The 22,329-nt window shown below is 68.9% G+C and carries 22 protein-coding genes and 8 pseudogenes; 15 read left to right on the forward strand and 15 right to left on the reverse strand.

Going from position 1 to position 22,329, the window contains the following annotated elements:
- Positions 1–83: 83 nt before the first annotated feature.
- From ACWGJ5_RS37855 to ACWGJ5_RS37870, 4 genes and pseudogenes are all read right to left on the reverse strand, one after another.
- A pseudogene (locus tag ACWGJ5_RS37855) lies at positions 84–476 on the reverse strand (hypothetical protein); the annotation flags it as partial.
- 44 nt (positions 477–520) lie between these two features.
- Complete coding sequence (gene cutA / locus ACWGJ5_RS37860; RefSeq protein ID WP_453314158.1) at positions 521–733, reverse strand: divalent cation tolerance protein CutA; 213 nt, start codon at positions 731–733, stop codon at positions 521–523.
- A 721-nt stretch (positions 734–1,454) separates the two neighbouring features.
- The gene (locus ACWGJ5_RS37865) at positions 1,455–1,682 is read right to left on the reverse strand and encodes a hypothetical protein (RefSeq protein WP_453314159.1); all 228 of its coding nucleotides are present in this window, start codon (positions 1,680–1,682) and stop codon (positions 1,455–1,457) included.
- Positions 1,683–1,725: 43 nt separating this feature from the next.
- Positions 1,726–2,187 carry a hypothetical protein gene (locus ACWGJ5_RS37870; protein WP_453314160.1) on the reverse strand — a complete coding sequence of 154 codons (462 nt, stop codon included), beginning with the start codon at positions 2,185–2,187 and terminating at the stop codon, positions 1,726–1,728.
- A 396-nt stretch (positions 2,188–2,583) separates the two neighbouring features.
- Between ACWGJ5_RS37870 and ACWGJ5_RS37875 the strand changes: the two genes are divergently transcribed.
- The gene (locus ACWGJ5_RS37875) at positions 2,584–2,835 is read left to right on the forward strand and encodes a hypothetical protein (protein WP_453314161.1); all 252 of its coding nucleotides are present in this window, start codon (positions 2,584–2,586) and stop codon (positions 2,833–2,835) included.
- 151 nt (positions 2,836–2,986) lie between these two features.
- On the opposite strand, the gene ACWGJ5_RS37880 is transcribed toward ACWGJ5_RS37875, so the two are convergent.
- Positions 2,987–3,421 carry a Mu transposase domain-containing protein gene (locus tag ACWGJ5_RS37880; RefSeq protein WP_453314162.1) on the reverse strand — a complete coding sequence of 145 codons (435 nt, stop codon included), beginning with the start codon at positions 3,419–3,421 and terminating at the stop codon, positions 2,987–2,989.
- Between the two features lie 213 nt (positions 3,422–3,634).
- On the opposite strand from ACWGJ5_RS37880, the gene ACWGJ5_RS37885 reads away from it, so the two are divergent.
- Complete coding sequence (locus tag ACWGJ5_RS37885; protein WP_453314163.1) at positions 3,635–4,063, forward strand: transposase; 429 nt, start codon at positions 3,635–3,637, stop codon at positions 4,061–4,063.
- A 49-nt stretch (positions 4,064–4,112) separates the two neighbouring features.
- Here the strand turns inward: ACWGJ5_RS37885 and ACWGJ5_RS37890 are convergent.
- Positions 4,113–4,586, reverse strand: a pseudogene (locus tag ACWGJ5_RS37890) (helix-turn-helix domain-containing protein); the annotation flags it as partial.
- A 17-nt stretch (positions 4,587–4,603) separates the two neighbouring features.
- Between ACWGJ5_RS37890 and ACWGJ5_RS37895 the strand changes: the two are divergent.
- From ACWGJ5_RS37895 to ACWGJ5_RS37925, 7 genes and pseudogenes are all read left to right on the forward strand, one after another.
- Positions 4,604–4,945, forward strand: a complete 342-nt coding sequence (locus ACWGJ5_RS37895; RefSeq protein ID WP_453314164.1) for a DUF6191 domain-containing protein — start codon at positions 4,604–4,606, stop codon at positions 4,943–4,945.
- Positions 4,942–5,424: a DUF3995 domain-containing protein gene (locus ACWGJ5_RS37900; protein ID WP_453314165.1), complete on the forward strand. Its 483-nt coding sequence runs from the start codon at positions 4,942–4,944 to the stop codon at positions 5,422–5,424. The genes ACWGJ5_RS37895 and ACWGJ5_RS37900 overlap by 4 nt, the downstream gene beginning before the upstream one ends.
- 295 nt (positions 5,425–5,719) lie before the next feature.
- Positions 5,720–6,562 carry an MBL fold metallo-hydrolase gene (locus ACWGJ5_RS37905; RefSeq protein WP_453314166.1) on the forward strand — a complete coding sequence of 281 codons (843 nt, stop codon included), beginning with the start codon at positions 5,720–5,722 and terminating at the stop codon, positions 6,560–6,562.
- Positions 6,563–7,413: 851 nt separating this feature from the next.
- Positions 7,414–7,611 carry a hypothetical protein gene (locus tag ACWGJ5_RS37910; protein ID WP_453314167.1) on the forward strand — a complete coding sequence of 66 codons (198 nt, stop codon included), beginning with the start codon at positions 7,414–7,416 and terminating at the stop codon, positions 7,609–7,611.
- 65 nt (positions 7,612–7,676) lie between these two features.
- Entirely contained in the window at positions 7,677–7,997 is a 321-nt protein-coding gene (locus ACWGJ5_RS37915) for a hypothetical protein (RefSeq protein ID WP_453314168.1), read from the forward strand.
- Positions 7,998–8,235: 238 nt separating this feature from the next.
- Positions 8,236–8,643, forward strand: a pseudogene (locus tag ACWGJ5_RS37920) (hypothetical protein).
- 60 nt (positions 8,644–8,703) lie between these two features.
- A protein-coding gene (locus tag ACWGJ5_RS37925; protein ID WP_453314169.1) for an IS5 family transposase occupies positions 8,704–9,521 on the forward strand; the annotation gives its coding sequence in 2 pieces (ribosomal slippage) (positions 8,704–9,055 and positions 9,055–9,521; 819 coding nt in all).
- A gap of 384 nt (positions 9,522–9,905) precedes the next feature.
- On the opposite strand, the pseudogene ACWGJ5_RS37930 reads toward ACWGJ5_RS37925, so the two are convergent.
- Together ACWGJ5_RS37930 and ACWGJ5_RS37935 are read right to left on the reverse strand one after the other, a co-directional pair.
- A pseudogene (locus ACWGJ5_RS37930) lies at positions 9,906–10,199 on the reverse strand (transposase); the annotation flags it as partial.
- Between the two features lie 211 nt (positions 10,200–10,410).
- A pseudogene (locus tag ACWGJ5_RS37935) lies at positions 10,411–10,702 on the reverse strand (transposase); the annotation flags it as partial.
- Positions 10,703–10,768: 66 nt separating this feature from the next.
- On the opposite strand from ACWGJ5_RS37935, the pseudogene ACWGJ5_RS37940 reads away from it, so the two are divergent.
- Positions 10,769–11,490, forward strand: a pseudogene (locus tag ACWGJ5_RS37940) (IS6 family transposase).
- A gap of 260 nt (positions 11,491–11,750) precedes the next feature.
- The gene (locus tag ACWGJ5_RS37945; RefSeq protein WP_453314170.1) at positions 11,751–12,257 is read left to right on the forward strand and encodes an SMI1/KNR4 family protein; all 507 of its coding nucleotides are present in this window, start codon (positions 11,751–11,753) and stop codon (positions 12,255–12,257) included.
- Between the two features lie 7 nt (positions 12,258–12,264).
- On the opposite strand, the gene ACWGJ5_RS37950 is transcribed toward ACWGJ5_RS37945, so the two are convergent.
- The 5 genes from ACWGJ5_RS37950 to ACWGJ5_RS37970 all read right to left on the reverse strand — a co-directional run bounded on the left by ACWGJ5_RS37950 (position 12,265) and on the right by ACWGJ5_RS37970 (position 17,424).
- Positions 12,265–12,507 carry a hypothetical protein gene (locus ACWGJ5_RS37950; RefSeq protein ID WP_453314171.1) on the reverse strand — a complete coding sequence of 81 codons (243 nt, stop codon included), beginning with the start codon at positions 12,505–12,507 and terminating at the stop codon, positions 12,265–12,267.
- A 79-nt stretch (positions 12,508–12,586) separates the two neighbouring features.
- Positions 12,587–13,726: an XdhC family protein gene (locus tag ACWGJ5_RS37955; protein ID WP_453314172.1), complete on the reverse strand. Its 1,140-nt coding sequence runs from the start codon at positions 13,724–13,726 to the stop codon at positions 12,587–12,589.
- A complete protein-coding gene (locus ACWGJ5_RS37960) occupies positions 13,719–15,857 on the reverse strand; it encodes a xanthine dehydrogenase family protein molybdopterin-binding subunit (protein ID WP_453314173.1) in 2,139 nt (712 codons plus the stop codon). The genes ACWGJ5_RS37955 and ACWGJ5_RS37960 overlap by 8 nt, the downstream gene beginning before the upstream one ends.
- Positions 15,854–16,846: an FAD binding domain-containing protein gene (locus ACWGJ5_RS37965; protein ID WP_453314174.1), complete on the reverse strand. Its 993-nt coding sequence runs from the start codon at positions 16,844–16,846 to the stop codon at positions 15,854–15,856. The genes ACWGJ5_RS37960 and ACWGJ5_RS37965 overlap by 4 nt, the downstream gene beginning before the upstream one ends.
- A complete protein-coding gene (locus ACWGJ5_RS37970; protein WP_453314175.1) occupies positions 16,843–17,424 on the reverse strand; it encodes a (2Fe-2S)-binding protein in 582 nt (193 codons plus the stop codon). The genes ACWGJ5_RS37965 and ACWGJ5_RS37970 overlap by 4 nt, the downstream gene beginning before the upstream one ends.
- Positions 17,425–17,705: 281 nt before the next feature.
- On the opposite strand from ACWGJ5_RS37970, the gene ACWGJ5_RS37975 reads away from it, so the two are divergent.
- Positions 17,706–18,275, forward strand: a complete 570-nt coding sequence (locus ACWGJ5_RS37975; protein WP_453314176.1) for a TetR/AcrR family transcriptional regulator — start codon at positions 17,706–17,708, stop codon at positions 18,273–18,275.
- A gap of 209 nt (positions 18,276–18,484) precedes the next feature.
- On the opposite strand, the pseudogene ACWGJ5_RS37980 reads toward ACWGJ5_RS37975, so the two are convergent.
- Both ACWGJ5_RS37980 and ACWGJ5_RS37985 read right to left on the reverse strand, forming a co-directional pair.
- Positions 18,485–18,674: pseudogene (locus ACWGJ5_RS37980) on the reverse strand (transposase family protein); the annotation flags it as partial.
- Between the two features lie 274 nt (positions 18,675–18,948).
- Positions 18,949–19,824 (reverse strand): PhzF family phenazine biosynthesis protein, encoded by an 876-nt coding sequence (locus tag ACWGJ5_RS37985; RefSeq protein WP_453314177.1) that lies wholly within the window; start codon positions 19,822–19,824, stop codon positions 18,949–18,951.
- Positions 19,825–20,661: 837 nt separating this feature from the next.
- On the opposite strand from ACWGJ5_RS37985, the gene ACWGJ5_RS37990 reads away from it, so the two are divergent.
- The 3 genes and pseudogenes from ACWGJ5_RS37990 to ACWGJ5_RS38000 all read left to right on the forward strand — a co-directional run bounded on the left by ACWGJ5_RS37990 (position 20,662) and on the right by ACWGJ5_RS38000 (position 22,009).
- Positions 20,662–20,919 carry a hypothetical protein gene (locus tag ACWGJ5_RS37990; protein ID WP_453314178.1) on the forward strand — a complete coding sequence of 86 codons (258 nt, stop codon included), beginning with the start codon at positions 20,662–20,664 and terminating at the stop codon, positions 20,917–20,919.
- Positions 20,920–21,377: 458 nt separating this feature from the next.
- Positions 21,378–21,605: pseudogene (locus ACWGJ5_RS37995) on the forward strand (phosphate signaling complex PhoU family protein); the annotation flags it as partial.
- Between the two features lie 71 nt (positions 21,606–21,676).
- A complete protein-coding gene (locus ACWGJ5_RS38000; RefSeq protein ID WP_453314179.1) occupies positions 21,677–22,009 on the forward strand; it encodes a DUF6233 domain-containing protein in 333 nt (110 codons plus the stop codon).
- Positions 22,010–22,329: the final 320 nt, after the last annotated feature.

Genomic DNA, 22,329 nt, shown 5'->3' on the forward strand with positions numbered 1-22,329 from the left:
GCCTCACCTCCCCGCTGTAAGGGCATCGCGCTGTACGCCCGCAGCACCCGATGCCGCCGCGGTGCCGGTGCTGACCTACCTGGTCAGTTCAGGCCCAGCTTGGGCAAGGCAGTGGTCCAGTCGCCGGCAATTGCGCGCTGGGCTGCGGCGGGGGTGACCTTCCCGGAGCAGACCGCAGTGTGCAGCTTCGTCTCCACCGGATCCTTCAGGTTGTTCTCCCCCGAGCCCGGCTTGTGAGCAGGGTCGGCCGGCGCTACCCAGAGGTTGCGGTAGTCGTTCGGGTCGCCTCCGAGCTGAAGTGAACTCAGGTGGTCGTACTCGGCATCCCCGAGGCTGCCCTTGTAGCCGTAGGAGGCGGCGTTCCCCTGCTTCCCCTTGCGGGTGATCGCCTCCGGCGGCCGGATGTTGTTGGTGCAGCCGCCCTTGCGGCAGATCGTCGTAGCCAGGTTCGCCTGCGTCACCGCCGGTGAGATCGCGACGCTCGCCGATGTCCTAGAGAAGGCCGGCGGCGCTTGATGCCCTACTCAGCCGATGTCGTGTTGGCGGCGATCCACTCCAGGCAGCCCTCGGAGCCTGCCTCGATCGGCACAGCCGCGAGCTCGGGGTTGTGCCAGGGATGGTTCTTCAGGATGTGGGCCTCGAGTTCCGGGTACCGCGCGGCGGTGCTCTTCCGCAGCAGCTGCCACTCCTCGCCTGTACCGCACTCCCCTTCGTGCCAGAAGGCAGAGATCACGGGACCGATGATCTAGGCGCCCGCGGCCAGTCGCCGGCTTACGACGGTACGTGCCAGCTCAACCGCTTGTTCTCGTGTCGGAGTTGCTGTGGACATCTGGAAGAAGCCAGCCATGCCGCGAGCGTAGCTTGATCACGCCGACATGCGAACGGCACCCTTCCTCCGCTGCCCCACAAACTCGAACGCACGATTGAATCCAGGTCATGAGTCCGATGCCCGACGACCTGGCTCGCGCACCACAGGAGTGGCACGCCGCCGACCAGCAACTCGCCGTAACCCCGCCCGCCACCCTCCGGAGGCGACTGATCCACCTGTCATCGGAGGTGCTGTTCCACCCGTACCGGCACGGCTGGCGGTCGGCAGGCTGGGGGCCCTACACGGTGCACGCCATGTCCAATCTGCCCCCTGACCCGCCCCGGCTTCGGGCGATCATTGGCGCACCTCGAGCGGCAGATCGCCGAGACCGACACGATGGGCACCTTCCCGAGGCCTCAGCGGGACGCCGTTCTGAAACGTCTCGCCCGCACTGAGCATCCGCCCCAGCACCAGCCGCCAATGCCCAGTTTGAAGGGTGGCGGCCCGCTTCCGGACTTCGCTCCCCCGTGCGGGACGACTGGCTACGCCGTCCAGCAGAACCGCAAGCGCCTGACTTCGCGGTGAGGAACTTGCTGGCGAGCAGGGTGGGTGCGGCCACCGTGGGGGTACCGGTGAGGACGTTCTGCTAAGCGATCTCGTCGGCCAGTGCCTCATGGTCCGGCTCGTAGCCTGCGTAGATGCGGCGGGACACTTCCTCGACGGGTTCGGTGGCCCGGTTCGTGGCGCAGCGGACGATGCGCTGGTGTTCGTGCAGTGCCTCGACGCCAGCCCCTACGGGCGGCGGGCAAGCTCCGCCCGCGATGCCGTGGTGGTGAGCTTGCTTCGTCGCCGCCCGGAACTCAGTATCCGGCACCGCCCGTCACCTACCAGAGCAGCCATCGCCCATGGACCGGCAGTCACTGGGCGAGCGCGGGGAGCGCCGGCTCGGGGGAAGTTCTGATCGCGTCGTAACGCGCGAGAAGTGTGTAGTAGATGTCGCACCCGACATCGTCCGCGCTGTGGGTGTCCTCGGCCTGGTGGGCGTCCCGGGCGAGGGCGAGGTACTTCGCTGCCTTCGCGCCGCTGCCCGCAGCCATCACCGCGGGACGCAGAGCGGCGGCCGCAGCGGTCAGGGCAGATGCCGTCAGAGCCAGGCCGCCGGCCAGAACACCGTGCCACACTTCGGCGAGCGCCGTGGCACCGGCGACCGAGGCCAGCACACTGCTGGTGACCAGGGTGGTCCAGTGCGTGACGCGCCACCACACCTCGCGGTCGAGCCAGTGCCCCGCCTGCTGCTCGGCCGCGTCCGCGAGTTCAGCGATCGTACGCGGCGTCTCCTTCTTCGCCAGTGCCCTGCCGATGCCGCTCCGCTCGCTCATCTCTGCCTCCGCGCCATGGCTCTGAACGGCCCGAACGTACTACTGATGGACCAAACTACGCTGACAGCGCCGCACCTTCGGCGCCTCATGCCCCCAGCGTGCCGGGGCGGGTGGAGTCACACATCGCGGCCATCGTCCAGCCGAGAGGAGCGCCCCCGGTGTGAGGCGCGCGGCCATCCGATGCGCTGATTTCCATGCGAAAGGCCCAGTGCCGGGCTCGGCGCTGACGCCACGAGGCACCCACACCGCACCCGGTTCCCGGGGCACTTGACCAGTCGCATCTGTGACGTCGGCATCGCTCGGCAGGGTTCACTCCACCCGTTCAGCCGCGATGGCGACTACTCCTGTTCTGGATATGTATGGGCTGCTCGAACCGCTACGACCCAAGGAGCGCCCATGGAGCAGGCTCAGCTTTCCCACCTCGAGCAGCGGATTCGTCATCTCATCACGATGACGAAAGCCATCACGCACGATGAATACGAGGACCTCCTCAACATCATCCACAGACCTGGTTGGACGACTCCTGCCGAGGCGGCTCTGGTCACGAGCCACCTCGAGCTGCTCATTCGGCACACGGAGATCGTGGCCGAGGCGCGGAAGGGTCTGATGGAGGGCGCACGGTCGGTGACGCCCCGCCAGGTTGGTTAAGGGCGATCACTACGCTCCCGGAACTGACGGCGTCGCGGACGGACGGCCGCATCCCGCAGGGCCGGTGCCTTCAACGCGTTGGTCAAATAGACGAGTTCAGAGCTGACATCGTGGCTGGTCCTGGCCTGGGTGGTGCTGTTCTTCGTGCTCATCACGCTGCCCCTTCACCCGTGCTCAGGCCGCCGTCGATCACGCCGGAGGTCCGGTCGTAGGAGTCCAGCGACCGCTCTTCGACCTCGGTGACCTCCACTGGTGCTGGTTTCTTGTCCGTGGCCGTCTCGCGGGCGACCGCGGCCGCCGCCGCGTCATCGGGGTCGATGATGGTCTGATGGCGGGCCCAGCTGTGGGCATGACGGGCGACCTCGACCCCGTCGCAGGTCACCAGGACCTGGTCCAGGTCGGCGGCGACCTCGATGCGGCGGCCGACAGCGACGGGATGGACCGAGTAGTCGCAGGTGTCCAGACGGACATAGTGATCCCTTGGCAGCCGCAGCGATGCCTTCCACCAGCCCGGCGGGGCGATCGGCGGCAGGGCGAGCATCCGGGAGCGGTCGGCCTCCAGCCGGTCCGACGGACGGGCCTGCAAGGTGCGGTGGATGCGCCGGTTTGTCCTGGTCAGCCAGTCGGCGAGCTGGATGTTGAAGTCCGCCGGCGAGGTGAAGACCCGCCCGGGCAGAAACGACGTCTCCAGACAGCCGTTGGCCCGCTCGACCAGGCCCTTGGCCTCTGGATCCCGAGGCTTGCAGAGCAGGAACTAGCTAGGCAGTTTCGTTTGGATCAGTGGGACGTTGATCTGGGCATGTCGCTGACTGACGCCCACTGGGCGCGGATCGAGCCGTTACTTCCGGACCGGAAGCCGAAGAGGGGTGGCCGTTGGCGGGACCACCGTGAGGTGATCGACGCGATCGCCTTCAAGTTCCGGACAGGAACGCAGTGGGTCCATCTGCCGGAGAAGTACGGGAACTGGCGAGGCGTCTACAACCGGCTGCGGATGTGGGCCGTCGATGGCACCTGGGAGCGGGTGTTCGCGGCGCTGATGGCCCAGGCCGACGCCGACAAGGAGCTTGACTGCGACCGTCGCGCCTTCGGGCGGGCAGGTGTAGAGCTCGATGATCCTGGTCCTTTTCCCTCGAAGTCCGCGTCCTTCGACCGGGTCCAGGAACGGGTGCGGCGCCAGCGCACGCCCTCAGCCAATAGGATCCGGCGGACCTGCTGCGACCGATCTTGATGCCCATCCGTCCGGCCTCGGCGGCCAGCGCGTCGAGGGTCCACTCCGGCGGCCCGGACTCATCCGCCGCGGGCAACTCGCCGTCGGCCTGCACAGTCAGCCGACCAGGCGGCTGTTTGATCAGACCGATGATTCTTGAGCGTTCCGTTTCGGTGATCCGCCGCTTCCGGCCCTGTCCACCCAGGTCCTCCAGCCCGTCCAGCCCGTCCAGGCCGAAGCGGTTGAATCCGTGAAGCCACCGGCGAACTGTCTTGGGATTGGACCTCAACTGGTCCGCGATGGCAGGCACTCGCAGTCCGGACCAGAATCCTCGTGCGGCCACTCGTAGGTTTCCAGGGACTGTCAGACAGGTCGCCACGCCCCACACCTCCACCATGCGGTGGACCTCCATGGCGGCGCCTCCGCCGCATGGGGGAAGCGCATCATACGCCGGTCTGATCCCTGCGCACCGCGGATCCAGAACAGTGATCCCATGGCGATCAGCGAGACGAGTGCAACTGTCTTGAGGACGATGGGCGGCCATCTGTGACGATCTGGCTCATGTCGTTCCCGGCCTTCGCGTGTCTGCTGGCCTTGTTCGCCCTGGTGGAGAGCATGTGGCGGTGGTTCACGGGACTGGGCTTGATCCCGTGGCTGCACAGGCGCACGGGGCGCTCGTTGTCAAACATCGCCTTCGATGAATTCACGGCGGTGGTGAACGGAAACAAGACGGTGGAACTGGAGCAGCGGCGGGTGGAACTGCTGTGGCGGGACGACGAGGGCGACGGTGCACCGCCCCGCTCCAGCATTGACCTGACCAAGGGCACCGCGTTCATCGTGTTGCCACAGGAAGCGGATGGCCCGTGTGCTGACAGGCGAGATGGCCTCGAGGGCCGGCGGTGAGTCGCGAACCGGAGGGAACAGGTGCAGGACCGTCCACGCTGTGGGGGCGTGTCGCGTGCTTGTGGGCGGCCGCGTTCGCCGGATTGCATTTCTACTGGGCCGTCGGCGGTGATGTGGGGCTGAGAATCTCCGCCGGTTCGCTGGCCTCCGAGCGCCCGCTGTGGTTCGTCGCGGCCGGTCTGTGGGGTGTGGGTGTGCTCTGTCTCCTCGGCGCCTCGCTGGGATGGCTGCTTGCCCGGCCCAGGCTCCGGGGTGTTCCCGCTCTGCTGGCAAGGTGGCTGGGATGGGGCGCCAGTGCCCTCCTGCTGGTCCGGGGCATCGGTATCGAGGTGCTGCTGCTGACCGACACGACGCACCTGGACACCTCGGTGAACGAGGAGCAGCGGACCTGGACGCTGGCTCTGATCGCATTCCGAGGTAACGAAAGCGTGGCGGATGTCGACCGTACGCGAGCTCACGCATGCCCAGCTGGCTGTTGAGCGTCGGCGTCCGCTGGCGGCCGGGGGTCCGGCACGGTGACGGCGGCGAGTTTCAGGCGGGCGTCCATGTCGAGGTCTACCTCCCCGTACGGGCGTACGTGGGACCAGAACAGCGGGGTCCGGCCGCGCGGGGTCGCCGATGGTCCCCAAGGCCGGTTTCCAAGATCACGTCATGGCCCCATTTGCACGCACCTTGGCTGGACACGCTCCAGGCGAACCAACCCAAGCCAAGAATGGACGATGTATGTGCACCTGTGAGCCAAGCGGCGCAGCTGAAGGAACGTCCCGGCGGGCAGTGCTGCCCTCGACCGCGCTCGCAGCCGGAGTCACCTCAGCGAGCCTGCTGGCCGGCTGTGCTGCCGCAACATCCCCGGCCAAGTCTTCCAGCCCCTCGCTCAGGGCCAAGACCGAGCTGGTCCTGCTCGGCACCGCCGGTGGCGCCCCCGTGCGCACGAGGTTCGGCATCGCAAGCGCCCTCGTGGTCAACGGCAACGTCTACCTCGTCGACTGCGGCCGCGGTGCGTTGTCGCAGTACATGCGAGCCGGCCTGGACCCCTCCCGGCTCAGGGGCATCTTCCTGACCCACCTGCATGTCGACCACGTCGCAGACTACTTCGGCTTCGCCACACTCGTTGCCGCGTACATGCAGCTGGCCACAGGCAAGATGCCGCTGTTCGACGTCTACGGTCCAGGCCCGGCCGGAGCCCTGCCCACACCCTCCCACCACGGGACACGCTGGGTCGCACCAGACCACCCGACACCCGGCCTTGCCGACCTGACGCGGCTGTCCGACGCGGCATTCGGGTACTCCAGCAACGCCTTCATCGCCGAGGGCCTGGGGACGGACCCGGCCACCGCGCTACGCGTGCACGAGATCGACATCCCGAACGTGGGCGCTTCACCCATCGGGGACACAGCTCCTGCCATGCGGCCTTTCAAGGTGATGAGCAACGACGACATCACGGTGAGCGCGACCCTGGTACCACACGGAGCCGTTTTCCCGGCCTTCGCCTATCGCTTCGAGACCGCGGACGGCGTGGTGGCGTTCTCCGGTGACACCGCCCTGGCCCCGAACATCCCTACCCTCGCCCACGGCGCGGACATCCTGGTGCATGAGGCCGTCGACCTGCAGTACTAGATTCAGGGGGGCGCCACCGAGACCTTTGCGGAGCACATGCGCAAAACCCACACCGATGTTCGCGACATCGGCAGCGTAGCCCGCAATTCGGAGGTCTTCTCCCTCGTCCTCAGCCACCTCGGTCCGGGAGACGGCTCTCAGGTCCCGACCAGCCGGTGGCGGCAACTCGCCCTAGATGGGGCCCGTAAGGCGAAATACCGTGGCGACCTAATCGTGGGCGAGGATCTCATGCGCTTTCCGCTCTCTCCTCGACATCCGTGGCGCTAGAGGGGCCTGACGGTGTCTCACGAATCGTGGCGAAGCGTCATTGGGACGGAGAGCGCTGACGTTGTCGCTGGTTTGCCCAACAGCTTGCAGCAGGCGCCGGTTGTCTGCGGCAAGCTCCTCGATAGCCAGGGTGAGCACCTGGATCTGGTTGGCGTGGGTCCGGACGAGGTGTCGAACTTGTCGCGGGCGTAGCCGTCCATCGAATGCGGCGGGACCACGGTGAGCGCGGCCAGCTCCGCGCGGGCGGTCGCCACAGGCGGCGGGGTGGGCGGATCGGCGAAAGCCGGGACGGTGCTGACACCCGATCAGGAGCAGGGCGGTTGCGGGCAGGCCAACGAAGGCGCGACGCATGAACTCTCCAAAGTTTGTGAGGGTTGGAGACGCACACACGAGATCACCGCAGCCCTCGCGCCGTGCGCTACGCGCGTGGACCTGATGCGACAACTCCCCCACCTCGCCTTCACCCCCACCTCACGGGTCCAGGCGGGTCTGGAGCACAGCGCGCGGGATGCGGAGGGGGTAAGCCCTGTTCAGGCGCCAGCCGACGAGCGTAACGGGCACGGGGTGCGTCCGTTATGACGTGCATGGACGAACTTCTCGATCCTGGATTTGGTATGCCGGAGTTGTACGAGCCGCGACTGCCGCTGCTCACTCTCACCGAGGCGCACCAGCTGCTGGACGTCCTGCAGCACTTCGGCACGATGGACCATCGCTGGGGTGCCCAGGCCGCCACTTCGTCGCCGAGCTCGCAGACCGTGTCCCCTCACGCAACGCCTAGATGATCGGCTCCAGGGGTTGCTGATCTCTGGTCGTGACATTTGAACTGAGTGCGCGTCAGAATGGGATCGTGAAGTGGATGGACAACGCCCGCAAGAGGCGGCAGGAGGCCGGAGAGCTTCGTGAAAGGGCGCTGGCAACCGTTACAGCCAGCACACTCTGCCATGACTCGCGCCCGTTCACACAGGTCAAAGTCATTTGGGGCGCCGCGCGCTCCTCGATGGACGCTGCCTACGAGGCCCTCCTGATCGAGGCGTACAACCTTGGCTATGACGCGGTACTGGGCGTTGGCTTTACCTGCCCCGCTCATCCACCGGGCGGTGGTGGTGGGTACAGCAGCGTGAACTTCATCGCCTACGGGACTGCTGTCACGTGGACGAGCGACAGTTAGGCCTGATTGAGCCTGCGCCATCTTGAAATGGCTGGGGGAAAGGTGGCGTGATGGTGGTGCGGGGTGCTCTTGCTGGTGGGCGGCAATCTGCGTTGTAGATCGTCTGCCAGCGGTTGACTTCGAGGCCCGTCAGGACGAGCAGGGCGCACAGTAGGTGTGCGGGGCGGGCGCGGTCAGCCGCGCGGTCGCAGGCGATAAACCCCGGCGACGTCGGTGGTCATCCGCGATAATGGCCGATGTGGAGGAGGTCGAGGCCGTCGTCGCCCATCACGAGCGCGCGACCCTGCGCATCGGCGACGTGTTCCTGAAGATCGACGCTGATCAGAGGCGCACCGACCTCGAGGCGATGGCTATGGCGCCGCTCCCTAACTCCGGAGGTCCTTTGGCGGAAGCCGCCCGTGCTCGCGCTCGCCGCCTTCTCGCCATCTTGACGCTCGGACACGGGGAGCATCCTGGCGACGTCATCGCCGGCTACGGCACCGACGTCGGCCTCGACGTGATCCGCGCGTGGTAGTCGTTGAGAAGCGTGGGGGCGGTCCGCTGGCCGGTCGAGCACGGCTTCGGCCCCATCGCCCGAGGTCGCCGTGTTGAGATCCCGGCTGTCAGGTTGCACCCTCCCGACGAGACCACATCCTTGCCCACTTAGAGGTCCTAACAGAAGTGGCCGATCATGTGACAGTTGGCTCATGCGCTCGTTGATCTGGTCGTGGGGAAACATCAGTCGCGGCCGTGGATCGTGTCGGATGAACTATGGGTGCTGATCGAGCCGTTGCTACCCAAGCCGGGGCCGAAGCTGGTCGAGGGACGGCCGAGGGTGCCGGATCGGCAGGCGTTGTGCGGGATCCTGTTCGTGCTGCACACCGGCATCCAGTGGGAGTACCTGCCCCAGGAGCTGGGCTTCGGTTCGGGCATGACCTGCTGGCGGCGGCTGGCCGCGTGGAACGAGGCCGGGGTGTGGGACCAGCTGCATGTGCTGCTGTTGAAGAAGCTGCGGTCGGCGAAGAAGCTCGACTGGTCCCGGGCGGTGATCGACTCCTCCCACGTGCGGGCGGCCCACAGGGGCCCAAAAGCGGTCCCAGCCCGGTCGATCGCGCACGGCCGGGCAGCAAGCACCACGTCATCACCGACGCCCAAGGCATCCCGCTCGCGGTGTCGCTGACCGGCGGCAACCGCAACGACGTCACCCAACTCCTGCCCCTGCTCGACAAGATCCCCGCCGTCGCCGGGGTTGTCGGCCGGCCCCGGCACCGGCCCGACGCACTGCTCGCCGACCGCGGCTACGACCACGACAAGTACCGGCGCCTGCTGTGGCAGCGCGGCATCCGTCCCGTGATCGCGAGGCGAGGCGAGCCACACGGCCTTGGCCTGGGCGTCTTCCGGCATGTCGTCGAACGAACGATCGCCTGGCTGCACGGCTTCCGACGCCTGCGCATACGGTGGGAGCGACGGTACGACATCCACGAAGCCTTCCTCGGGCTCGCCACATGTCTCATCACCTACAGACACGTCCGACGCCTTTGTTAGGACCTCTAAAAGAGCGTTTTGTCCCGGCGAGGTTGTTTGGTTTGAGGTTCAGGTATTGCGCCAGTTCGGGGTGGATTCGTTGGTGAGTCGTCGGCTTATGAGGTCGATCATCGCGACGTGGACTATTAGTGCTTGGTCAGGTTGATATCGGTTCCGGCATGTTGCGGTGACATGTGGGGCAGGCGCCGGTCCAGACCGCGAGGAGTAACTGCAGTTCGCGGACGACCCGGTAGAGGGTCAGGCCAGCGCCGTCTCTTTTGCGGACCGGGCGATGCGCTGGAGGGTGCAGAAGGCGTGCGCGACGGAGACGAGGGTGACGTGGTGGTGCCAGCCTCTCCATGTGCGGCCTTCGAAGTGCGCCAGGCCCAGGGCCTGCTTCACCTCGAAGATGCCTTCCTTCTGCCAGGCGGCGAAGTAGCCGTAGACCGTCTCCCACGGTGCGAAGTCGTGCGGCAGGTACCGCCACGGGATCCCGGTGCGGTCGACGTAGAGGATGGCGTCCATGATGCGGCGCAGGTCGTGCTCGGGTGGGCGGCCGATGCCCAGGCCCTTGCCTCTGCGCTCGGCCCGCCAGGCGGTGAGCGTGGGGCCGATCAACTCCCAGCGCGCATCGGAGAGGTCGCTGGGATACGGGCACTGTCGCGTATCGTTTCGGTAGTACCGTCGGGCACGACGCACCCCCAGGGCGCAAACAGCGTCAACCGGGGGCGCTTTGGGATCAGACAGGAGCGACTCGACTCAAACGGGCGGAGCTACGGAGTCTCCTGTCTCACATCCCGCATTGACCACTCTCGCCTCAGCAGTCGCAGACCGACTCGTCCCCCGAAGCACCACCAAACAACCTCGCCGGGACAAAACGCTCTTTAAGAGGTCGTTTTATCCCGGTGTTCTATCCCGGAATCCGGTGCTTGATCTGTGGTGTCGGGTCGTGCCAGGAGATGGTGTTCTCGCTGGTGAGGCGGCGGGTCATGAGGTCGGTCATGGCAAGGTGAATCATGGCTTCGGAGCGGGCGGACAAGGTTTCGTAGTCACGGGCCAGACGTCGGTGGAGCATCAGCCAGCCGTAGATCCGCTCGACCGCCCACCGCTTCGATCGGGGTGAATCCCCTGGTCCCAGGGGTGCGGGCGGTGATTTCCATGTCGATGCCGAGGGTGGCTGCGTGCTCGACGAGGTGCTGGCGGCGTTATCAAGTTGGGGAGCGGGGTGGGATGATCTTGGTGTCGATCGTCGCGGGAGGGGCGTGCTGGTGGACACCGCTGTGCCGTCGTACAAGGGCTTCCGGTTCCCGCCGGAGGTGATCGCGCACGCGGTCCGGCTGTACCACCGTTTCCCGCTGTCCTTCCGTGACGTGGAAGGACTGCTGTTCGAGCGCGGCATCCAGGTCTCGTATGAAGCGGTCCGGCTGTGGTGCGAGAGGTTCGGCCCCGCCTACGCCGCCCGGCTGCGCCGCCGGCAGCCCCGCCCGGGTGACCGGTGGCATCTGGACGAGGTCTACATCAAGGTCAACGGGCGGATGCGGTACTCATGGCGCGCGGTGGACCAGGACGGGAACGTGCTGGACATCCTCGTGACCGACAAGCGCGACGCGAAGGCCGTCAAGAGGTTCTTCCGCAAGCTCCTCAAGGCCACCGAGGCCGTGCCCCGGGTGGTCGTGACGGACCGGCTCCGTTCCTACGGTGCCGCCCACCGCCAGGTTATGCCCCCCCGGTCGAGCACCGCAGCTCGACGTATCTGAACAACCAGGCAGAAAGCTCGCATATCCCCACATGCGAGCGTGAGCGCGGCATGAAAGGCTTCCGCAGGGTCGGCACCACCCAGAGATTCCTCGCATCCTTCTCCCGGACCTCACCCCACTTCCGCCCCCGCCGCCACCTGATGACCGCCACCACCTACCGCACCGAGATGACCAACCGCTTCACCGTCTGGCACCAGGTCACCGGCACCACACTCATGGCCACGACCGCCTGAACCAGACACTCGCCAGGACACCTGGCATACCTCAACTCGCCTACCACATAGGTAACTTGACAAGACCATACGAAGGGCTCACCCGGTCCCGGAGAAGAACGTAGGGAAGTCTGAGCGCCCTGGTCGCAGGCGCAGCCGCCGAAACCCGCCACTGGCAGCCGTGTAGCTAGAGGGCTCGGCGGACCGGGGGGCGGACACCCTTGTTACGGTCGCTGGATGGAGGGCTGGGACGGGGACGGCGTACGCGCACGGATACGGCGATGGCAGCACGGGATCCGGGGCTGGTGCGCTTCGGGGCGGACACGCACCGGTACGAGTTGGCGCCTCGGCTGCCGGAGGCGGAGATCCGAGCGTTCGAGGAATCCCACGGCATCGATCTGCCGGTGGAGTACCGGTCTTTCGTCGCAGGGGTGGGCAACGGCCCCGCCGGCCCCAGCCATGGGTTGATGCCGTTGACCGTCGCCTGCCCGGAGGCCTACGAGGAGTGGGCCGTGGACGCCGAGTGGCGGGAAGACCGACTGCCGGGCCGACTCGCTGAGCCGTTCCCTCTCCCCGCACCTGTGCCGGGCCGGATCGACGCAGCGGCCGATGCGCTGACCCGGGGCACGCTGATGTTGGCCGAACAGGGTTGCGGCATCTTCACGCGGCTGGTCCTGAACGGCCCGCGAGCCGGCCAGGTCTGGCAGATCGATCCCGGCTGGGGTGGCTTCGTACCAGTCAGCCCCGGCTTTCGCACCTGGTACACCGACTGGCTGGCGAGCTCCTGAACACGCATTACGCCGACCAGGCCAACCCGCCGACCGTCGACGCAGACCACATCACGAGTGAGTGCCCCAGGCCACTAAACGTGGTTGGCACACACTCAAGGTTCGGTGGCACAGAACAGATGACGAGCCGCTCTCGCGTCTGGAAGCGCTGCGCTTCGCCCGCCGCGTCGTCGAGCAGCGCACCGCCCGTCAGCTGGCCGTCATCGACCAGTGGATCGCCGACGAGGAACGCCGGCAGACGGAGCAGCAACGCGGCGAAGAAGCTCGGCCGCCGGGCGCCCGAGTGGCTGCTGGAAAAGTGAGCCTAGTAATTCATCGGTCGATGGAACTTATCCCACCGTCGCTCCGGCGGTCTGAAGGTCGCGGTGGATCGGTGTCCGGGAGCCGGTCAACGGTACGCCGGTGCCGCCCCGCCTGGCGGCGACGATCTCTGCCGCGATCGACAGGGCGGTCTCCTCGGGCGTACGGGCACCGAGGTCGAGGCCGATCGGAGAGCGCAGTTTGGCCAGCTCCCGCGCGCTCACGCCTTCGGCCCGCAGACGCCGGTTGCGGTCCTCGTGGGTGCGGCGCGAGCCCATCGCGCCGACGAACGCCACCGGCATGCCGAGGGCCAGCTTCAGCAGGGGCACGTCGAACTTCGCGTCGTGGGTGAGGACGCACAGGACCGTGCGGGCGTCGGTCCCGGTGCCCCGCAGGTAGCGGTGCGGCCAGTCCACGACGACCTCGTCGGCGTCTGGGAAGCGGGCCCGCGTTGCGAAGACCGGGCGGGCATCGCACACAGTCACGTGGTAGCCGAGGAACTTGCCGGCCCGCGCCAGCGCCGAGGCGAAGTCCACCGCCCCGAACACGATCATGCGCGGTGGCGGCACGTTCGACTCGACCAGCAGGGTGAGGACGCCGGGGCAGTGCGAGCCGTCCGCCGAGATCTCCACCGTGCCGGTACGGCCCGCCTCCAGCAGGGGGCGGGCCGCGGCCGCCGCCGTATGGTCCAGCTCCGGGTGGCTACCGAGAGCGCCCTCGTGCGTGCCGTCGTGCCGCACCAGCAGGGCCCGGCCCAGGAGCTCGGCCGGTCCGCGGGCGACCCGGGCCAGGGCCGTCGGCCGGCCCTGGGCGGCGGCTGCCACGGCCTCCGCGAGGACCGCCCGGGCGGGCGCCTGGCCGGACACCGGCGTGACCAGCACCTCGATCGTGCCGCCGCAGGTCAGTCCGACGGCGAAGGCGTCCTCGTCGCTGTAACCGAACCGTTCGAGGACGCTCTCCCCGGTGCGCAGCGCCTCCAGGCACAGTTCGTACACCGAGCCCTCGACGCAGCCGCCGGAGACCGAGCCGATGACGGTGCCCGCACCGTCCACGGCGAGGGCGGCGCCGGGACCGCGCGGTGCGCTGCCGCCGACGGCCACTACGGTGGCGACGGCGAACTCCCGGCCCTCCTCGACCCACCGGTCCAGCTCCTCGGCCAGGTCAAGCATCAAGCGCTCCCGCTGCCGCGGTCAGGACCCGGTCCGGCCGGATGGGCAGGGCGCGGTGGCGCACGCCGGTCGCGTGCCAGACCGCGTTAGCGATGGCGGCCGCGGCGCCCACGATGCCGACCTCGCCGATGCCCTTGATGCCGACCGGGTCGTTCGGGTCGGTGTCGTCGATCCAGTCGGCCTCGACGTGCGGGACGTCGGCGTGGGTGGCCACGTGGTAGCCCGCGAGATCGGCGCCGACGGGACCGCCCGAGGCTCGGTCCCGTACGGCCTCCTCGTGCAGCGCCATGGAGATGCCCCAGATCATGCCGCCGACGAGCTGACTGCGCGCGGTGAGCGGGTTGACGATCCGGCCCGCCGCGAAGATCCCGAGCATGCGCCGCACGCGCACCTCGCCGGTGGTGACGTCCACGGCAACCTCGGCGAACTGGGCTCCGAAGGAGTGGCGCTCGGCGGGCGCGAGCGAGCCGATGGCCTCGGTGGTGTCCGACCGCACCGTGATGCCCTCCGGGGGGATGTCGGCGCCCAGGCCCAGCCTGTCGCGCAGTTCCTCGGCCGCGGCCGCGACCGCCCAGGACCAGGAGCGGGTGCCCATGGAACCGCCGGCGATCATCGCCGGTCCGAAGTCGCTGTCACCGATGCGGACGCGGACCCTCTCCGGGGGCACGCCCAGCGCATCGGCGGCGACCAGGGTGAGCGCGGTACGGGCGCCTGTGCCGATGTCGGCCGCGGCGATCCGCACGGTGAAGCCGCCGTCCGGGTGCGCGGTCACGGTCGCCGTGGAGGGCGCCGCGCCCACAGGGAAGGACGCCGCCGCGGTGCCGGTGCCGAGCAGCCAGCGGCCGTCCCGGCGCAGGCCGGGGCGCGGGTCCCGGTCCGCCCAGCCGAACCTGCAGGCGCCTTCCCGGAAGCAGGCGGCCAGGTTGCGGCCGGCGAACGGCAGGCCGGACACCGGCCCCCGCTCGGGGTCGTTGCGCAGCCGCAGCTCGACCGGGTCGATGCCGCCCTTCTCGGCGAGTTCGTCGAGCGCCGCCTCCAGCGCGAAGGAGCCCGGCGCCTCACCCGGGGCCCGCATGAACGTCGGGGTGGGCACGTCGAGCCGGACCACGCGGTTGGCGGTGTGGTGGGCGTCGGCGTCGTACATCACCCGTGCCACCCCGGCGCTCGGCTCGACGAACTCGTGCACGGTGGAGGTGAGGCTGAGGGAGCTGTGCGCCAGCGCGCGCAGCCGCCCCTCGGCGTCGGCACCGAGCCTGACCCGCTGGATGGTGGGGCTGCGGTAGCCGGCCAGCGAGAACATCTGGCGGCGGGTCAGGACGACTCGCACTGGGCGCTGCAGAACGGTCGCGGCCATCACTGCGGCCACCTGGTGGGCCCGTACGCCCTTGCTGCCGAAGCCGCCGCCGACGTGCTCGGAGCGCACCCGCACCGACGCCGGGTCGAGCGAGAAGAGGTTCGCGAGTTCGCCGATGACCCAGGTGGCGCCCTGGTTGGAGTCGACCACCTCGAGCCGGCCGCCGTCCCAGTGGGCGGTCGCCGCATGCGGCTCCATCGGGTTGTGGTGCTCTTCGGGGGTGCGGTACTCGGCGTCCACGGCGACGGACGACGCGGCCAGTTCGGCGTCCAGGTCCCCCTTCTCCGTCACCGCCGGCATGTGCCCGTCCACCGGGTAGGCGCCCGGGTGACCCGCGTTGAAGTCGATGTCGTGGGGCTCCTGTTCGTAGTGCACCACGAGCGCCTCGGCGGCCTCCCTGGCCTGCTCGGACGACTCGGCCACGACCAGCGCCACCGGCCAGCCCAGATGCGGCACCCGGTCGTGCTGGAAGACGGCACAGGTCGGGTCCGGCTTCATGCCCAGCAGACCGGTGTAGTCGGTGTTCACGCGCAGGGCGTTGCGGTGGTCGAGCACGGCGAGGACCCCCGGCATGGCGAGGACGGGGTCGCTGTCGATGGCGCGGATGCGGCCATGGGCGACCGTGGAGAGCACCAGCCAGCCGTGTGCGAGGTTGGCGAAGGGGATCTCACCCGCGTAACGGGCCGCGCCGGTGACCTTGTCCCTGCCCTCCACGCGGGTGTGGGCGGTGCCGACGGAAGGCGCCTGCGTGTGTGTCGCGGTGGTGACGGTGGTCATCGGGCGGCCTCCTCTGCGAGTCGGGTGAGCTCGGCCACGACGAGGTTGCGCATGAGGGTCACCTTGTATCCGTTCTGGGGCAGTGGCCGTGCTGCCGCCAGTTCGGCGTCCGCCGCGGCGGCGTAGGTCTCGGCGTCGGCCGGTGCGCCGATCAGGACCCGTTCGGCGACGAGGGCCCGCCAGGGCCGGGAGGCGACAGCACCGAAGGCCAGGCGCGCGTCGCGTACGACGCCGTCCCTCACGTCGAGCGCGGCCGCGAGCGAGCCGATGGCGAACGCGTACGAGGCGCGCTCGCGCACCTTGCGGTAGCGGGAGTTGGCGGCGACCGGGACCGGCGGCAGGACGACGCCGGTGATCAGGGCGCCCGGCGGCAGGGCGGTCTCGCGGTGCGGGGTGTCGCCGACGGGCAGGTAGAAGTCCGCCAGGGGCACCTCGCCCGGCCCGTCGGCGGTCTCGAAGTGGACGACCGCATCGAAGGCGGCGAGCGCGACGGCCATGTCGGAGGGGTGTACGGCCACGCAGTTCTCCGACGCGCCCAGGATCGCGTGGTTGCGGTGCTCGCCCTCGACGGCGGGGCAACCGCTGCCCGGGACACGCTTGTTGCAGGGATTGGTGACGTCGGTGAAGTAACCGCAGCGGGTGCGCTGGAGCAGGTTCCCACCGACCGTGGCCATGTTGCGCAACTGTCCGGAGGCGCCGGCCAGTAGCGCCTGGGCCAGCGCCGGGTAGCGGCGGCGGACCTCGGGGTGCGCGGCCAGGTCGCCGTTGGTGACGGTGGCGCCGATGCGCAGGCCCCCTTCCGGCGTCGGCTCGGTCTGATCCAGCGGGAGTTCGCGGATGTCGACGAGCCGGGCAGGGCGTTCGACGCCGGCCTTCATGAGGTCGACGAGGTTGGTGCCGCCACCAAGGAAGCGGGTATCCGGATCGCCGCCGAGCAGCGCGACGGCGCCGGCGACGTCGGACGCCCGCCGATAGTCGAACTCCCTCATGCCACGGCCTCCTTCGGCTCCGTCCCGAGGCCCGCGCGCCCCGCGTCCGGCTGCGCCTCAGCCGCCTGGGCCACGGCCTCGACGATCGAGACGTAGGCGCTGCACCGGCACAGATTGCCGCTCATGCGCTCGCGGATCTCTTCGGCGGTCAGCGGCGGTGGTCCGGCCTCGGGCCGGATGTCGTCGGTGACGGCACTGGGCCAGCCCGCCGCGTGCTCCTGGATCACGCCGATCGCCGAGCAGATCTGTCCTGGAGTGCAGTAGCCGCACTGGAAACCGTCCAGGTCGAGGAACGCCTGCTGCACGGGATGCAGCCGATCGCCCTCGGCGACGCCTTCGATAGTGGTGATCTCCCGACCCTCGGCCGCCACGGCCAGTTGCAGGCAGGAAACGGCCCGGCGGCCGTCCAGCAGGACCGTGCAGGCGCCGCACTGTCCCTGGTCACAGCCCTTTTTGGAGCCTGTCAGCGCGAGGCGCTCGCGCAGTGCGTCGAGCAGGGTGGTGCGGTGGTCGACGGGCAGTGTGTACTTCTCGCCGTTGATGTTCAGGGTGATGACACTGGACGTCGATGAGGCCATGAGCAGCTTCTTTCGCATTTCCAGGGCAGATGGGGCATTTCAGCAACGGGGGTACCGGGCGGGTGCGCAGCGCGCGTCGTGCGGCACTGTGCCGCAGAGGTGGGGCGGCGATGCGTGGTGCTGGAACCGAAGGGGACCGCGGACTGCCGCAGGAACGCGTCCGCAGCTATCGTGGACGACAACCGGACAACTGTCCGCTGACTGGAAAACGTATCGGACAGCTGTCCGCTTAGCAAGGGCGAGGTTCGGCCACGAACCCTCAGGAAGGACGAGTGCCGCAGATGAACGACGCACCCCGGCGCTCGGACGCCCAGCGCAACCGCGAACGCATCCTGGAGGTGGCACTCGCCGAGTTGTCCCGCTGCGCGGACACACCGCTGAGCGCGATCGCCAAGAAGGCCGGCGTCGGCCAGGGCACCTTCTACCGCAACTTCCCCAACCGCGAGGCACTCGTCCTGGAGATCTACCGGCACGAGATGCACCAGGTCGCCGACAGTGCCGCCCACCTGCTCCGGACCCGGCCGCCCGCGCAGGCCCTGCGCGCCTGGATGGACCGGCTTTCGGAGTTCGCGATGACCAAGGCCGGCCTGGCCGACGCAATCCGGCAGGTCACCAGCGCGCCAGGCAGTCCGACGAAGCCGGCCCCCACGCCGGTGATCGACGCGGCGAACCTGCTACTCCGCGCCAACGAGCAAGCCGGCACCGTCCGGTCCGGCGTCACCGGGGACGATTTCCTCCTCGCTATCGCGGGCCTGTGGCAGCTCGACCCCCGCGACGACTGGCGGCCCCGCGCCACCAGGCTCCTCGACCTCGTCATGGACGGCCTGCGCACGGGGGCGTCCGGCCGGTGAGCGCCGCACCGCCAGCCACCGGCAGGCACGATCGCCGAGACCGTGATCGCGTCCACCACCGCCTGCAGCAGCCCGAGCGGCACCACACCCTTGGGCGCTGCTGCGGATCGCGGCGGCCGCGCCACGGGAGGTTGGTGCCTCCAGCGGGTACACCGGCGTCCGACTACTGGGGGCGGCTGTCCGTTCAGAGCGTTTTCAGCTTTGCCTCCCAGGCTGAGGACGGCTTTGGCGATGGCGGTCATGCGGTTGGGGCTGATGCGGGATCTGCGGAAGATCTGCCAGACGTCAGCCGTGCCATGCCGCGTTCGACGGGAGCTCGGGCTTGGGCGAGTGCGCGGTTGACGGTCCGCCGGTGAGGGTGAGCTCCCCGCCGGGCGGACGTCGCAGGCCGGTGGTGACGTTTATCCGCTCGGTCGGATGGTGCCCCTGCGGACGGGCGCTGCGGTACCGGTTCGGGATCGGGCACTGCGTTCCACAGGCAGCCGCGGTGGGCGGTAACGACTTCCACCACCCGTTTTGACAGCCCCTGCCAGAGCTGGAACCGGTCGCTGACCTGCAGGGCGTCCGCGGCGCCGTCGGTGATGCCCTCCGGTAGACCAGCGATCCGTCCCTGCAAACAACTTCAACTCCGAGACGATCACCTGGCCTCAGGCACCTTGACCTGCGCGGGCTCTCAGCTGATGCGAGTTCCTGCGCCGCTGACACGGACCCGCGGGTCACCCGCGCGCAGCGACACCGTGAGCTCGCCAGGGCGGCCCAGGTCCTCGCCCTGGTGCAGGGTGAGGACAGCGTCCTCGGGAACCAGGCCGAGTTCACGGGCATACGCACCGAACGCGGCGGCCGCGGCGCCGGTTGCCGGGTCCTCGACAACGCCGCCGACGGGGAACGGGGCACGGACATGGAAGACGGTGGCCGACTCCCGCCACACCAGCTGGAGCGTCGTCAGGTCCAAGCGGTGCATCAGGGCTTCGAGGCGCGCGAAGTCGTACGCGAGATCTGCGAGGCGCTCGCGCGTCGCCGCCGCGAGAACGAGATGGCGGGCACCTGCGAACGCCACATGGGGCGGGAAGGCCGGGTCGAGATCGGCGGGCGGCCAGCCGAGCGCGGCGAGTGCCTCCGTGAGGTCGGCTCCGGCGATCTCCTCGATGTGCGGCTCGACACTGGTGAGTGTGGCCCTGACCGTCCCGCCCTCCTCGGTCACCTCCACCGGCACGGTGCCGGCACGCGTCGCGAATACCAGTTCCCCGGGGCCTATCCGCTCGGCGAGCGCGACGGCGGTCGCGACGGTGGCGTGCCCGCAGAACGGCACCTCGGCCTTCGGGCTGAAGTAGCGGATGCTGTACGCCCGCCCCTCATGGCCGCCGAGTCCCTCCGGAGGCGCGGTCAGGAACGCGGACTCCGAGTACCCGAGGTCGGCGGCGATCGCCAGCATGTCGCTGTAGTCCAGGGCGGTGGCGTCCAGAACAACGCCAGCCGGGTTTCCGCCCTCGGGGACGCTGGAGAAGGCGGTGTATCGCAGCATTTCGGGCCGCGGCGCATTCATCGTCATGCTCGTAGCAACGAGACTCGGCCAGCGGCTATTTCACAGGAACAGCCGGCCGAGGACCTGATCGCCTGCGGCAGACTCCGGCCGGAACCGGTGACGGACGGATGCGGCCCTCCGCATCCACCGAGCCTGTCTCGCTCGCCGATGCAGGCCGGCGCGAAGGAGGGTCTCAGCCCCCGGTTCCCACGGCACGACACAGGAGAATGGCCGGGCGAGGCCTGTCGGCAAGCACTCCCCCGCGGAGGGCGGTGCCACAGCCGGCTCGGGGACCGGCCACAGCACCGCCACGACCAGACCACCACCAAGATGAAGTTCAAGATTCTTTGCCGGTCGGGCCCCCTCCCAGGACCGGAAGGTGAACAGCCCGCACAGGCAAGGAGCAACGTGCAATGAATGCCTTGGAATGCATGCTTCACCACCTCCCCTGCCCCCTCCTTCCGAGGCAGGAGCGGAGTCCTGGTCCGACTACGCCGCCGTAACCGATGACGGCATCGCCCTTCAGCGGCGAGACGGGACCCTGCCCGGTTCGGCGCCGCCGAAGAAGGCCCCGGAGAGGCCGTGGCTATGGGGCGGGCGGCCCTACATGCCAGGGTTGGTACACGCAGTGCAGACCCGCGGCTGGATCATTGGCAGCTCCCAACTGCCCAGCCGTGCAGTGGATGAGTTGATCGCCGCCAATGTCCTCGTCGTCCCACGAAGCGAGCGCTGGCGGGAAGCGGTGTCCAGCACACTGATCGGCAGCTGGTGCGATCCCCTGTGGCAGACCGGGCAACTGTCCTCCACCGGGCTCGGGCCCTTGAAGGCGGAGGCGTGTGCGGTGCACCGACAATTGGTGCCCCTGTGGCGGCGCCGGACACGCACGGCAGGGTGCTGTCCCTGGACGCGAACCTCGGCGACGGGCTGTCGCTGTACGACCTGGTCGCCACCGACGTCGACCTGCTCGCGCACACCGCGGGCGGGGTGCTCGAAGACGAGCGGCTCAACCGCGTGCTGCACGGCCTGACCGAGAACGAGCGACACACCGTGTTCGCGTACGCCGAGGGCGAGGGCACCACCTGGACCGAGGCCGCGGTGTACGCCGGCGCCACCGACCCGTAGGCCTTCGGCGAACGGGTCCGCCGCAAGGCCAAGCGCCTGGCCGCCGAGCAACGGCGGCGTGCTGAGCAGCGCCGGACCGGCTCGGCTCCACCCCGCTAACCCACCCCTCGGCGTTGCCCTGCCGGTGCTGCGATCCCCTCTTCCGTCGCGGTGAGGGCCTTCACATGAAGGGGCTTGCGAGGCTTGACCTCTCCCTGTGTAGAGGCAGTGCTCCAAGTAGGAAAACGGTAGGCCCGCAGGTCAAAGTTCCTTGAATGCTGGTCTCCCCCGAGAAGTGTGCCCCTTCCGTCAGGACTTGCACTGCTTACCCCGTGCTCCCCCACGCTTCGGCACTGTCAGATCCGCTGCCCGCGACGCAAGAGGCCGCAACTGCCACACGCTCCGCCCCGCACGCGCATCCGGCGCCTGTGCCCTCCGAGTCCGAAGGACCACCGATATGACCACCCGCACGTCCGTGGCTGGAGAAAGACGACGACCGCATGGACGAGCTGCACCGCACGATCTTCCAGCACCTCCTGGACGACCGTTGGCACCATGGCTTCGAGACGGCCGTGGACGCCACGCTCGTCGGCCGCTACTACGAACGCTTCGCCGACCACGCCGTAGCGGTCGCACAGCGCGTGGTCTACCTCGTCACCGGCGAGCACGCGGACGACCTGGTCACCGACCCGCCCGTGAACACCTGACCCCTCCTGGCGGCCAACTGTGACGCTCAGAGTGGCCAACTGAGCCGCTCAGTCACAGGAGGAGCACCCAAGTGCACGACGATTCCCCGCCGACCCGTCTCCACATGCTGCGGCTCGCCCGCCGCGTCGTCGAGCAGCAGACCGCGCGGCAGCTGGCCCTGATCGACCAGTGGATCGCCAACGAGGAACGGCTCGAGCGCGAGCGGCGGCAAGGCAAGGAGCGCCAGCCGCCGGAGCCGGAATGGCTGATCAATTACGGCCTGAACAGGACCAACATCGATGCCTTCCACCTCGGCGACTGCTGGGCAGCGAAGAAGAGCGGCCGGTGCCGCCCCGCCACCCACGAGCAAGCCCTGGATGCACTGTGCCGCCAAGTGCCGCCGTGCGTGCACTGGCGGCGATGAGGATCGAGTTGCCGCCGCCGATGGTGGTCTGGGTGGCGTACAGGGCGGCGGCTCGCAGGGCAAGGAGCTGGCCCAGGTCGCGGGGGTGGCGGTCAGCGCGCCGGTTATGTCGTGGTCGGCGGCGGTCGGGGGCTGGGCCTGCCAGCGGGGGGAAGATCCCCTCCGTGTTGGGGGCGCACAGGCCTGCCAGGCACGCACTTTGTCCCCGGCCTGGACTCTGTTCGACTTTCGCCTCGCCGCGCGACCGTCGCCGGATGTGGGCGTAGGGTCCGGGTATGGGTGACGCTCTGTGCGGCTGGTGTGGGGCTGCGCCGCAGGAG

The organism is Streptomyces sp. NPDC054783, from assembly GCF_053611725.1.